General features: G+C 40.1%; 10 protein-coding genes. 5 read left to right on the top strand and 5 right to left on the bottom strand.

Features of this window, described 5'->3' with window-relative positions; genetic code table 11:
* Window positions 1-59 precede the first annotated feature (59 nt).
* Entirely contained in the window at window positions 60-686 is a 627-nt protein-coding gene (locus tag UR08_RS08135) for an FMN-dependent NADH-azoreductase (protein WP_115753162.1), read from the bottom strand.
* 160 nt (window positions 687-846) lie between these two features.
* Here UR08_RS08135 and UR08_RS08130 point away from each other — a divergent pair, with 160 nt between their 5' ends.
* On the top strand, window positions 847-2,013 hold the full coding sequence (locus UR08_RS08130; protein WP_115753161.1) for a GNAT family N-acetyltransferase: 1,167 nt from the start codon (window positions 847-849) through the stop codon (window positions 2,011-2,013).
* A 36-nt stretch (window positions 2,014-2,049) separates the two neighbouring features.
* Here the strand turns inward: UR08_RS08130 and UR08_RS08125 are convergent, their stop codons facing one another.
* The 3 genes from UR08_RS08125 to UR08_RS08115 all read right to left on the bottom strand — a co-directional run bounded on the left by UR08_RS08125 (window position 2,050) and on the right by UR08_RS08115 (window position 4,008).
* Window positions 2,050-2,742 carry a Crp/Fnr family transcriptional regulator gene (locus UR08_RS08125; protein ID WP_115753160.1) on the bottom strand — a complete coding sequence of 231 codons (693 nt, stop codon included), beginning with the start codon at window positions 2,740-2,742 and terminating at the stop codon, window positions 2,050-2,052.
* A 254-nt stretch (window positions 2,743-2,996) separates the two neighbouring features.
* Window positions 2,997-3,647 (bottom strand): FusB/FusC family EF-G-binding protein, encoded by a 651-nt coding sequence (locus UR08_RS08120; protein WP_115753159.1) that lies wholly within the window; start codon window positions 3,645-3,647, stop codon window positions 2,997-2,999.
* Between the two features lie 97 nt (window positions 3,648-3,744).
* Window positions 3,745-4,008 carry a CD3324 family protein gene (locus tag UR08_RS08115; protein ID WP_115753158.1) on the bottom strand — a complete coding sequence of 88 codons (264 nt, stop codon included), beginning with the start codon at window positions 4,006-4,008 and terminating at the stop codon, window positions 3,745-3,747.
* 279 nt (window positions 4,009-4,287) lie between these two features.
* Here UR08_RS08115 and UR08_RS08110 point away from each other — a divergent pair, with 279 nt between their 5' ends.
* The gene (locus UR08_RS08110) at window positions 4,288-4,638 is read left to right on the top strand and encodes a helix-turn-helix domain-containing protein (protein ID WP_036071350.1); all 351 of its coding nucleotides are present in this window, start codon (window positions 4,288-4,290) and stop codon (window positions 4,636-4,638) included.
* A gap of 31 nt (window positions 4,639-4,669) precedes the next feature.
* Here the strand turns inward: UR08_RS08110 and UR08_RS08105 are convergent, their stop codons facing one another.
* On the bottom strand, window positions 4,670-5,272 hold the full coding sequence (locus UR08_RS08105) for a competence protein ComK (RefSeq protein WP_115753157.1): 603 nt from the start codon (window positions 5,270-5,272) through the stop codon (window positions 4,670-4,672).
* A 240-nt stretch (window positions 5,273-5,512) separates the two neighbouring features.
* On the opposite strand from UR08_RS08105, the gene UR08_RS08100 reads away from it, so the two are divergent.
* The 3 genes from UR08_RS08100 to addA all read left to right on the top strand — a co-directional run bounded on the left by UR08_RS08100 (window position 5,513) and on the right by addA (window position 13,050).
* Window positions 5,513-5,749, top strand: coding sequence for an IDEAL domain-containing protein (locus UR08_RS08100; RefSeq protein WP_115753156.1), 237 nt, complete (start codon window positions 5,513-5,515; stop codon window positions 5,747-5,749).
* A 133-nt stretch (window positions 5,750-5,882) separates the two neighbouring features.
* On the top strand, window positions 5,883-9,365 hold the full coding sequence (addB, locus tag UR08_RS08095) for a helicase-exonuclease AddAB subunit AddB (RefSeq protein ID WP_115753756.1): 3,483 nt from the start codon (window positions 5,883-5,885) through the stop codon (window positions 9,363-9,365).
* Complete coding sequence (addA, locus tag UR08_RS08090; protein WP_115753155.1) at window positions 9,349-13,050, top strand: helicase-exonuclease AddAB subunit AddA; 3,702 nt, start codon at window positions 9,349-9,351, stop codon at window positions 13,048-13,050. Before addB ends, addA begins: the two co-directional genes overlap by 17 nt.
* The last annotated feature ends 7 nt before the right edge of the window (window positions 13,051-13,057 follow it).

Raw genomic sequence — 13,057 nt, 5'->3', positions numbered from 1 at the left:
AATGGCTAGTACCAAGCTCTCTGCTTTTTTTATTTAAAATTCATTTCACAACTAAACGATCAAAAAGTTTCGGCAAGACAGCAAGCTTTATCGCAACCTGTTTTAATAATCGCTTGTGCTTTATCCGGAGTAGCATTGTGTCCTTCCACAACAAGCGTTTCGATATCAGTTACACCGAAATGGTTCAAGATGTTTTTAACATAGCTTAAAGACATTTCATGACTTTCAAGTGGACCATCCGAGTAAATGCCGCCACGCGCATTGAGCAATGCCACTTTCTTATCGCCTACAAGCCCAACTGGACCTTCTGGTGTGTATTTGAAAGTTTTTCCCGCTTGATTTAAGTAAAATAGATAAGTTAAGAATTGCGCTGGAATACTGAAATTCCAAAGAGGGAAAGCCATAACTACCTTATCCGCTTCTAGAAATTGATTTAAGTAACCATTCGCAATATCAGCAAGACGTTTTTCTTCCGGTGAAAGAGGCTCGCCAGCCACTTCTTTATGTAGTCCGCTCATCATTGTGCCATCGTAATAAGGCAGATCAACTTCAAATAAGTTTACTTCCGTCACTTGATCGTTTGGATGGCTTGTTTTGTAGCTTTCTAAGAAATTTTCATACAAGGCTACACTAACAGAACTGTCAGCTGGACGTCCGTTAGCTTTGATAAATAGTACATTTGACATATTTGTTTTTTCCTCCTAAAAATAAACTCCATTTACTAGTGTAGCTGAATGCGCTAACATTGGCAAGTTAAATGCTTACAAAAAGTTAGTAGCAAGAAACAAAGGAAACAGCATTTCTCACTTAAAAATGCTAAAATAAAACAGATAGGAGTTGATCGACTTGGAAATCAGAGAAATACAAAAAGAAGAAATTCATCAAATGAAGAAATTACGAGATTACGCATTCAGAAATTCATCAGGAGGAGGAGAAGAAGACTTTTTCTACTGGATGGACCATGGAAATCGCCTAGGCGCCTTCAAAGATAACGAATTGGCCGCGCAAGTTGTGACTTACCCGCTTGAAGTCATGCTATTTGGAGAACGTTATCAAATGGGCGGGATTGCCTACGTGGCGACCTATCCAGAACACCGCCGCGGTGGCTTGATCAGACAACTGATGACAAAATCCATCGAAGCGATGAAAGAAAAAGGACAAATCGTTTCCTATCTTCAACCATTTGACGTCAGATTTTATCGCAAATTTGGCTACGAATTAGGGTTTCATATGGCGCATCTTCGTTTAAAACTGGATCAATTTGTTCGCAAGTCAAGCGGAATCGGTCAAATCAAGCGAATCAACCATTCTAGCCCAGAGTTTGCTTTTATAAAAGAAGTTTATCATCAATATTCGAGCGTGCATCAAGGCATGCTAGTCCGCGATGAGGCTTGGTGGGCTCGGTTAACTCGTCGTGGCTTCACTAAGGAAATGGCGCTATACTTCGACGAAAACGGCGAAGCAAAAGGTTACCTATCCTTTGGATTTGAAGGAACCAAAATGATCATCCGCGAATTGATCGCACTGACAAGTGAAGCTGAAAACGAGTTGTGGGCATTTATTTCAAGCCATGATTCCATGTTTGATATCGTCGAATTAGAGAACACAGGAGATATCCAAGAACTGGCATTAGGGTTGACCAATCCAACAGCTCTCAAAGTGGAAGAAGAGCTCTCTTATATGTTGCGAATTGTGGACGTCAAGGAATTTTTAAGACGCTATCCATTTGAAAAACACGAAAAATCACTATATATCCGAGTAACTGACGAAGTAGCTCCATTTAATAGTGGCCTTTATAAAATTGCAGATGGAGTCTCACAAGAAAACGACAATGGAGAAACTTATGAAAACTTGCTGGAAATAGAGATCGGGACTTTGAGCCAAATGCTTTTAGGGGCTGTTCATCCGCGGATGTTAAAGGCGTATCACAAAATCAAAGCAAGCGAAGAAACGATCAATTTACTGGAAGCAATTATCCCACAAACTTCCCCACGATTTTATGACCATTTTTAATGCAAAAAGAGGACGCCGCAAAAGGCGTCCTCTTTATTAATGTGGTAAGAAGTTAGGCTTCAAAATTTGTAAAGGCGTATGGGTAGAAGAAAGAATCCCTTCTTTAACGAGTTTTTTCAAGCGTATCGAAATCGCACTCTGTGACAAACCACACAAAGAAGCAAGTACAGACTGATTAATAGCAGAAGGAAGCAAGACGCTTTCGCTAGCTTGTTCCCCGGAAGCACTAGCAATGACTTGAAGCATACGATCAATTCGTTCTTCGGTTGGAAACTTATGAATATGAAAGATAAGCTGAGCAGAGCTAAGTTCACGTAGAGCCGTTAAAAAAAGAAAGTTCAAATGCTTAGGCTGTGCGTAAAGGTGATCCATCATGAAATCACAATCAATTTTATAAGCAGACAAATCGGAAGCTGCCCGAAGTTGCCTTGGAAATAAATTTAAGTAACCCTTAAAATCATCGTATAAGCTTTCCGGTGAATAAAGCTGGTTTGAAGTTAAAAAATAAAGCACTTCACGTTCATTACTTTCAGTCCAAGCTTCGACGAATGCAACACCTGATTGAACCAAATAAAAGAAATTAGAAGAATCATTAGGCTCAACAATAATATCGTTTTTTTGAAAGGAAACTTCTTGGATGTAACGAGTTGCAAGATCAGAGGAAGTGTAGAGATAGTTGAGTAATTCTTGCATTTTTAGTGTAGCGCTTTGATCATCAACAAAATTCATAGCATCCCTCTTTTTGTGAAATATAATACATTAAAATAATAAGGGATAGCTTTTTGAAAGTCAATTTACTTGTATGTATTTAAACATTTAAAGTTATAATTATGAAATAAAGGAAGATAACAAAAACAGATAACGATAGCATTTAGGATTATTACTTTAATAAGTAGCGTATTTTTATACAGTTTCCCCCTCTTTATAGTAAGAAGCAGTCCCTTCATCACTTAGGATGAAGGGACTGCTTCGAGATTCATTCTTTATTTTTTAGCAGACTGACTATACGCCACAAAATAATCTAGTTTTTCCGTATTTGTCAAATGAGCATTGCAACTTTCTGCATCTTGGCAGATATAATTGCTAAGGGCTTTATAAGTATTTGCCTTCGAATTTAAAGTTACATCCACTGTGAATAAGCCAACATCTGTTACTTGATTACAAAAGTGGCAAATATCTTTCTTTTGACTAGGCAAAAAGCTTCCTTTTAAAGCAGCCAATTTGCCTTCGTACTCATAAACCATAAATTTTTTCATCGAACCAGCATCGAGCCAGCTTAAATAAGTAAGCTGTTTCCGTTTTTTATCTGTAAGTTCTGGTGGATGTAGTTTTTTTGTTTTTTTAAACATCTTTTTGAGTTGTGCTTCACTAATTGAAGGAAATGGGTAAATATAAGAAGTAAGCGATTCTTTAAAGTTTTCCAGCTCTTGCTCGTTTTTAATTTCAGTAAGTGGCTTTAAAAGAGCAGCTTGTTCTTGAGTTAATTCTTCAAAAAGGCTTTCTGCTTTACTTAGCGAGTAAAACGCAAATTCTTTTTTTATTTGAATATCATTTACACTTCGTTCCGCATCCAAGACTTGCTTGGCATGACGCATAATGGCATTAAAAAGATGATTGGGAATAAAAGCTTCCACAGTTCAACACCTCCATAACTCATTTTAAAGGAAGAAAAGCATCGTTGTATAGTACCGAAAACATTTCTTAACTGTTTTAAAGAAGACCTGCTAATAGTCAGCAGGTCTTCTGATAGATGATATTTTTAATAGTATTTTCCGATAGAAAGTAAGTTTTAGCTAGCTCTTGCATAGAGGTGCCCTCTTCAAAAGCTAATTTAATTGCTTCATTTCGTTTCTTTAATTTTGATTTGATTCCTGAATTTTCCCCCCACGCGCGTTTTTTTCTAGCGGGAATATAAAGCGTTGTCCCGGCGGCGTATTTTTGAATTTCCTCAATAAGGGATTCTGGAAGCACATCTTCGACAGATTGATATTTCATTTGGCTCGCTCCTTTATTATTTGGTCAAATAATAAATCGGCAAAACCATTCTACTTGGCGATTTTGCAATTGAACCATTCCAAACAAAGTATCGCCATTAAAAAGGCTTTGCCTGGAACGTTTGAGTAAGAGCTGTCATAAAGCTCGTCACCTCCCGTTTAATAAAGTTAATATAAGCCTTTTTATTAAATTTGTAAAGTAAATTTTAATGAATTGAAAACATGGAGTCGAAATCTGAGTAAAGGATTGCTATAATGGAAGGGAGGAGAGGTGAGCGTTTTGAATTTCGGTGAAAAATTGATAAATTTACGTAAGAAAAATCGGTTAACACAAAAAGAATTGGCGAAAAAAATTGGCGTCACACCGTCTACGATTAGCAAGTATGAAAACGGGACGCACAAACCACCCATTTTTATGTTGGCTCTTTTAGCGGAAACGCTTGGAACCACAACAGATTTTTTACTTGACGACGTAGCAGCGCTTCGAGAAAAAAACTCGGTCAATGCCTTTCCACTTATTGGCAATCCGGAACTTGAAAAGTGGTATCTCGAATTACCTTATTCCTTTTCAGAAAAAGATTTAAAATTAATAAAAGAAATTTCAGATGTGATTTTAAAACAAAGTAAATGAGTTTTCCTAAGAATTAGGAAAACTCATTTTTTTATTTTCTGGGGGGATCATCAGGAGGTTGATTATTATTTGAAGGCGTTCTCCTGTAGCCAAGGAAACTTTCTGCGACATAGTTGGAAGGCGGGAAAAACATAGAAGTTTGCGGGATTTGACTTTCGATTTTTCTCATCTTTTGAGAAAATTTCATGTGCAGCATCGAAGTTCGAGCAATTTGATTATTAAATGAGGAAATCGAAATATCTAAGACCACAGTTTCTAAGTTGGCGAAGCGAATGAATGTTTGATTGTTATCGGCGGACTGGTAATCTTTAATATGTTGTGGAAATATCCATACACAATGAGGATTTTGTGGAGAAGTAGTAGGAAAAGCATAAGTGAATGAAATCGGATCGATAATAATTGGTGGCTTGTGAGTAATTCCGATCAGGTGCTTAGTTCCTTCTTTGCGGCCGTCGTAATTGGCGCCGAAATATTTGCAACTAGTTTTAATTAATTCAAAGGGGGTAAACTTTGATATAGAGTGAGAACCAAGTTCCATCACCTCTGAGTAGAGCGACCCACCTGCTTTATAGGGCAAAATAATCATCGTATGAGGATTCACCTCATAAATTTGCTGATCTTGCATTTTCTTCATTTCAAGCATCTCCTTCTAAGATTGTCTTTAATATTTATGAAAAGAAGTTTGGAATAAGAAACTTCTAGCCATCTGTTTATGTCAGCTAGTTATTTGTTGGCTATTATAGCACACAAGTTTTCTTGCGTCAGTAGAATTTAGAAAAGTTGAATTTTTGAAGCTTTTGATGATTTTTAAAGCCGATTTAAGCATTTTTCAAGCGAACTTGGCCATGAAAATCCCGAAAAGGAGTGATTAGTCGTGGAAATGCGTGATTTTTCAAATTCATTAATGAATCAAGTCGGTCTGTTAAAGGGCGAGAAAGAACTGACCAATGTTTTTATTGAATGCTACATGACAATGCTCCTAGAAAAACGGAAAGAAGAACAGCTAAAACTTGAAATTGATCAGGCGCTTGATGACGGAGATGCAGAACGTTTTGGAGAGCTTACGAATAAATTGCTAAAATTAAAGAAGGAAATGCTGGAATTTAAATGAGATTTGTGAAAAACTAAGATAGTGCAAGCTATCTTAGTTTTTTTGCGTCATGAAAATTCGATTTTAGCAACTTTACGGAAGGAAGAAAATCCGTTACAATAAGAAATAAAAACATATGTTCGGTGGTGATGAGATGACGCTTCAATTTATACTTGGGAAAGCAGGATCGGGAAAGACAACAAAGCTCATTCAAGAAATGAAAAAAAACGAGGCACAGTATCCAAATGAACAACAGATTTTGATTGTTCCAGACCAAATGACTTACCAAATGGAACGCTTTCTTTTTAATGAAACAAAAGCCAAGGGTTTAATGAATATCCAAGTGTACAGTTTTAACCGAGTTGCTTGGCGAGTCTTGTCTGAAACGGGTGGACTCGGAAGAACCTTTTTAACAAGAACAGGTACGGAAATGCTGTTACGCGAAGTCGTAAAAGAAGAGGCAGATCGGCTGCATGTCTTCCATAAATCTGCTAAGAAGCGCGGCTTTTATAAAGAATTAACGGAGTTGTTTAAGGAATTTAAACAATACGAAGTGGAGCAAGAAGCTTTTAAAACAGAAATCGAAAATCCAGCAACGAAAGAAAAAATGTTGGATGTTTCTTTGCTATTCGAAAAATATCAAGAAAAATTGTATGGGAAATTTTTAGAAAGCGAAGACTATCTCAAACTTTTAATTGATAAAATGCCAAGCAGTTCTTACATTCAAAATGCTTCTGTCTATTTAGATGGTTTTGATAGTTTCTCGAAACAAGAACTTTCAGTCGTCGAAGCGCTACTTAAACAAGCCAATCAAGTGAAGATTGCTTTGTCACTCGATCAGGCTTCGCTTGGAGGCAGAAATAACTTATTTAGCATGTTTGACTTTAATTTAGAATCCTATCAAGCTATCACGCAAATTGCTGAGACAGCTAGCATCGGGATGGAACCGGCTGTTTACTTAACAGATTTCAAACGATCTACGAAGGAAGGCTTAACGCGTCTAGAAAAAGCTTGGAGTGGAAATACATTTGAAGCGTTTGAAGCCTCTCCTGAAGGTGTGAACTTACACCAAGCGAATAATCGTCGTTCTGAAATAGAAGGCGTTGCTCGTGAAGCGGCAAAACTTGTGCGAACGGATGGATATCGCTATTCTGATATGGCCATTTTGATTCGTAATATGGCAGATTATGAAGAAATTGTGCACTCGGTTATGACGCGCGATGCGATTCCTTACTTTTGGGATAAAAAACGCGGGATGGCAAGGCATCCTTTGATTGAGTTTATTCGTTCAAGTTTGGAAGCTATTTCGCAAAATTGGCAATACGAACCGCTTTTTCAGGCCGTTCGAACGGAAATGCTATTTCCGCTCGAAGAAAGCCAAGAAGCTCTTCGTTTTAAGGTGGATCAATTTGAAAATTATCTCTTGGAAAACGGAATCTACAACAGGAATCGTTTTCTTGCCAGTGAAAAGTGGCACTACCGCAAAATACGTGGGCTGGCCACTAATGTCGGTGTTCAAACAGATGCTGAACTTGAGATGGAAGAACGGATCAATGAAGTACGCAGTATGATCACGGAGCCGCTCTTGTTTTTAGAAGAGCAGGTGGCGCGTAAAGATACAGGAAAGTCGCTTGCGGCAGGGTTATTTGCTTACTTGGAACACGTAAAAGCTGCTGAGCGGATGGAACTTTGGCGTGCCCGAGCGGAGCGAGAAGGGTTTATTGAACTTGCGCGTGAGCACGATCAAGCTTGGAAAGCCGTCATTTCGCTTTTAGATGAATTTGTGGAAGTACTTGGTGAAGAAGAAATGACACGCGAGGATTTTCTAGAGGTGATTCAAACAGGACTGGAAGCTTTGGAATTTTCGCTTCTTCCGCCTGCACTCGATCAGTTGATTGTGACTGATATGGAACACGCACGTTTGCTTGAAGCGAAGGTTGTATTTGCGGTTGGCTTAAATGACGGTGTCTTACCGCGACGAGTGAGCGATAAAGGGATTTTATCGGAAGAAGACCGAGCGATTTTGCAAGAACGAGGAATTTCGCTTAAACCATCTAATCACCGTGCGCTGCTCCACGAAGAATTCATTGCATATCGCGTGTTTACTTCGGCAAAGAACGCGCTTTATTTAAGCTACCCGGCAGCAGATGAAGAAGGAAAACTGCTTGCTCCTTCCAATTATATCCGCAAAATAAAAGCGATTTTTACTGGGCTTCAAGAAGAAGTTTATTTGGCGGATCCGAGTTTGCTCACGGAAGAAGAACAGAAAGATTATATCGAAGCGCGGGAAGAAACACTTGGACTTCTGACATCAATTCTTGGGATGCACAAACGTGGCTATCCAATTATGCCCATTTGGTGGAAGGTCTATAATTATTTTGCCACTCAAAATGATAAGGGGGCTGAGCGGATTTTAAGCAGCTTAAATTATCAAAACAACACCGGCGTTCTTGCAGAAGAAACGGCTTCTGGCTTATTTGGCAAGGAAATTCATGCCAGCGTTTCGCGAATGGAGAAATTTTTCAGTTGCGAGTTCCAGCACTTTGCGCGTTACGGGCTAAGGCTTGAAGAACGGGCGACTTATCAACTGGAAGCGGTGGATATGGGCGAGATTTTTCACGGGGCGATGGAATGGATCTCAGCTGAACTTAAAAAACGTGGCACGGAATGGGGCAACTTGACGGAGGAAGAATGCCTTGCTTTTTCTGAACAGGCAATGGATTATTTGGCACCTAAATTGCAGCACGAAATCCTATTAAGTACAAAGCGGATGGCTTATATCAAATATAAACTTTTCCATATTATTGCGCGGGCTGCTATTGTGCTGAATGAACAGGCAAAAGTGAGCGCTTTTCGCCCGGTTGGTTTAGAGGTGGATTTTGGTCGGAGCAGTCAAATTCCTGCGATGAAAATTCCGCTTAAAGGAGGGCACGAGTTGCTTCTTCAAGGCCGAATTGACCGCGTGGATGAAGCGGAAAAAGATGGACGAAGTTTTCTTCGGATTATCGATTATAAATCAAGTGCACATGACTTGAAATTACCTGAAATTTATTACGGGATTGCGCTCCAGATGCTGACGTATTTGGATGTGGTTGTTAGTAATGCGGCTGAATTTATTGGCAAGCAAGCTGAACCAGCAGGCGTTCTTTATTTCCATATGCACAACAAATTGATTTCTGCAGATACGCCACTTGATGAGGCTGAGCTGCTAAAAGAAGTGAAGAAAAGTTATAAAATGAAAGGACTTGTTTTACGAGATCCGGTTACGATTACATTAATGGATGAAGAATTGGAAAATGGCGGTTCTTCGCTTATTATTCCAGCAGAAATTAAGAAAGACGGCTCTTTAAGCGCGCGTTCAAAAACTGCAAGTAAAGCGGAATTTGATGAGATGCGCCGCTTTGTTCGGCACAAGTATCAAGAAGCTGGGAACAAAATTTTAGATGGTGAGGTGGCAATTAATCCTTATAATATGCAAGACCGGACGCCTTGTCAGTTTTGCCCTTTCCGTTCGGTTTGTCAATTTGATCCTGGCGCGGAAAGCGAAAAGTATCGCTATTTGAAAAATGAAGACCCTAAAACGATTCTAGAAAAAATGAAAGAAGAGGGAGGTGAAACGGATGAGACCAATTCCTGAAAAACCTGAAAACGCAACTTGGACAGATGAGCAGTGGCAAGCTATCCATGCAGGTGGAGAAAATATTTTGGTTGCAGCGGCAGCGGGATCGGGGAAAACAGCCGTGCTTGTTAACCGCATTATTAGCCGCTTGTTAGATGAAGCGAATCCTTGTAATGTGGATGAACTTTTAGTAGTTACATTTACGAATGCAGCAGCAGCTGAAATGAAGCACCGGATTGGGCAAGCTCTTGAAAAGGAACTGGAGAAAAATCCGGATTCACTTCATTTGAAAAAGCAAATTGCGCTACTAAATACGGCCACGATTTCAACTTTGCATGCATTTTGTCTAGACTTGATTCGGAAATATTATTACCGCACAGAAGTGGATCCCGATTTTCGCTTGATGGACCAAGTGGAAAGCATGCTTTTGCGGGATGAGGTTTTGGATGCTTTTTTGGAACGCGAGTTTGCTGAAGAAGGGAATGAAGCTTTCTTTCACTTGGCGGACACGGTGACAGATGACCGTTCGGATCAAAATTTAGCGGATCTTATTTCCAAGCTCTATGATTTTTCGGCAGCAAATCCAGATCCTGCGAAATGGCTCGATGAAATGGTCTCCTTTTATGAGAAAACTGATGGTAAACAAATTAGCGATTTACCTTATTATTCACTGATTGTTGAAACCATTCGAGCAGAGATTGAAAAAGCAAAAGATCAATTGGAACTAGCAAGACATATTAGCGAGTCACAAGGAGGCCCAGAAGGGTATTTAGAGACCTTCCAAGACGATCTGAGACAAGTAGAGGAGTTACAAGTTATAATGCAGCAAGCGTCGTTTGATGAGCTAGGAGAAGCTTTTCAAGCTGTATCTTTTAAGCGAATTGCTACCCTTAAAAATAAAGATGAACTTGATCCAGTCTTGATCGAACGTGCTAAGAAAGCTCGAGATGCGGCTAAAAAGGCGATTCAAGGAGCCTCTGAAAGCTGGTTCAAGCGAAAAGATAAGGAATACTTAGCTGACCTTGCGAGTATGCAAAAAGACGTGGCTACACTAGCCAAACTTGTAAAACGATTTTCAACTGAATTTTTTGCGGTGAAAGAGCAAAAAGGCGTATTGGATTTTAATGATTTGGAACACCTTGCTTTAGCTATCTTGCAAGAACAAGACGGTTCGAAATCCATCGTTGCACGTGAAATGACCGAGCGATTTAAAGAAGTGCTCGTTGATGAATATCAAGATACAAACCTTGTGCAAGAAATGATTCTTTCACTGGTGACGATTCCAGATGAAGCATCTGGCGATTTGTTTATGGTGGGTGATGTGAAGCAATCGATTTACCGTTTCCGACTAGCTGAACCCACTTTATTTATGGAAAAGTACCGGCGCTATTCGAAAGGAAATGCTTCTCAAAGTGGTGGCTTGAAGATTGATTTGTCGAAAAACTTTCGTAGCCGGGCAGAAGTTTTAGATGCTACTAATTTTATTTTTAGACAAATTATGGATCGAAACGTAGGTGAAATCGACTACGATGCCGACGCGGAGCTTTATCTTGGGGCGAATTATGAAGAAGCAGAACAAATGGAAACAGAACTCTTGATTGTAGATCGCAATCAAGAAGAAAAAGCTGATGTGGCAAGTTCTGCTGATGAAATGAAAAAAGATCAATTAGAGGCGCGCGCGATTGCTCGGCGAATTGAAGAACTTGTTCAAACGCGTTTTCAAGTCTTTGATAAAAGTTCTAGACAGTTTCGTCCAGTTGAATATCGAGATATTGTCATTTTGTCGCGTTCAATGACAAGTGCAACCGACATGGAAGAAGCAATGCGCGAACGGGATATTCCCTTTTATGTAAGCAGCCAAACAGGTTATTTTGAAGCAATTGAAGTGGCTGTAATGATCTCGCTTCTTAAACTAATTGATAACCCGTACCAAGATATCCCGCTCGCTTCCGTTTTACGTTCGCCGATTTTTAGCCTTACCGAAGAAGAGCTCGCACAAATTCGCTTACAGAAAAAGCAAGGCTACTTCTTTGCTGGATTACAAGAATATGCGCAAGAAAACGGGGATGCGCTTTCGGACAAACTAAACGAATTTTTGACTAAGCTGAAAAAATGGCGGGACCTGTCAATTCGTGAAAGCTTGACTGCACTGATCAGCCAAATTTATGAAGATACGCAGTTTTACGAATTTGTTGGCGGCTTATCTGGCGGTAAAACCCGCCAAGCCAATTTGCGGGCACTTTATGAACGTGCTGGGCAATATGAAAAAACAGCTTTCCGCGGTTTGTTCCGCTTCATTCGATTCATTGAGCGGTTAGAACTTCGCGGGGAAGACTTGGGAACTGCGAAAACTCTCGGCGAAAAAGAAGACGTGGTTCGAATGATGACAATTCATGCAAGCAAAGGCTTGGAATTCCCAGTTGTTATTTTAGCAGGACTGAATCGCAAATTTAATCGCCGCGATATTACGGCTAAAACTTTGCTAGACAAAGATTTTGGCTTTGCAGCAAGCTACACGAATACAGAAAAACGAATTACCTATCCAACGATCATGCAGCGCGCCGTGAAGGCAAAAAAAACGCGCGAGATGCTCGCCGAAGAAATGCGAGTTCTTTATGTTGCTTTGACGCGCGCGGAAGAAAAACTCATTTTAGTAGGGACTGTTCCGAAGTGGGAGGATACCTTGGCGCACTTTCTTGCGGTGAAAGATACGGAAACTACCCTTCTTCCAGCAAGTGTGCGTTTGAGCGCATCGACTTATCTAGACTGGGTTGGTCGTGCTTTTGTTCGCCATCCTGATTTTTTGCGGCAAACAGAGGCAAGCGGTTCAGAGACCATTTCACCACTTCAGACGGCCATGAAACTCAAAGTGACGATCTTGACGCAAGATATGGTTACACCTGCCACTGGAAAAGCGGAGTCCACCAACTTTATGAAGGAAGTTCAAGCATTTCAAGAGGTTCCAATTGGTCAGGATACCGCGGAAATTGCGCAAATTCTTGAGTTTAAGTATCCGCATAGCGCAGAAACTGGCATTTATTCGAAACAATCGGTAACCGAGCTGAAACGACAATTCCAAATTCAAGATAGTTTTAGTGATGATCGATTTGTTCAAACGTTGAAGGGAGCGTCTCTTGAGCGTCCGAAGTTTTTACAGACCGAAAAAAAACTGACGGGTGCAGAAATTGGGACCGCGATGCACACAGTTATGCAAGCCGTTCCGCTTGATGCGCCGCCGACAAAAGAAAGCTTGACGCAGTTGCTTACGCGGATGGTCGAAGAGGAAAAACTAACAGAAGTCGAGAAACAAGCCATTAACATTGAACAAATTTGTGCGTTTTTTGATACAGAATTGGGGGAAGCCTTGTTTGACCCAGCGAGTGAAATTAAACGAGAAGTGCCGTTTGTCTATCAAATTCCTGCTCACGAAATTCATTCGGAAGCAAAAACGGACAGCCCAGTTCTGGTTCAAGGAGTTGTAGATTTAATTCTCGTTTACGCGGACCATGTTGTGCTAGTGGATTATAAAACGGACCGAATTCGAGATAAGTATTCAAGTAAAGAAAATGCAATGGCGGAAATGAAAAGGCGTTATGAAGTTCAATTAAAATTGTATCGCCAAGCGGTAGAAGCCATCCTCGAGAAGCCCGTTAATGGAACGTATCTTTATTTCTTCGATAGTCAAGATTTGCTTGAACTTTGAGTTCCAT

This window comes from Listeria kieliensis, from assembly GCF_003369925.1.
GTDB classification, from domain to species: Bacteria; Bacillota; Bacilli; order Lactobacillales; family Listeriaceae; genus Listeria; species Listeria kieliensis_A.
This window is presented reverse-complemented; position numbering and strand designations above follow the sequence as displayed.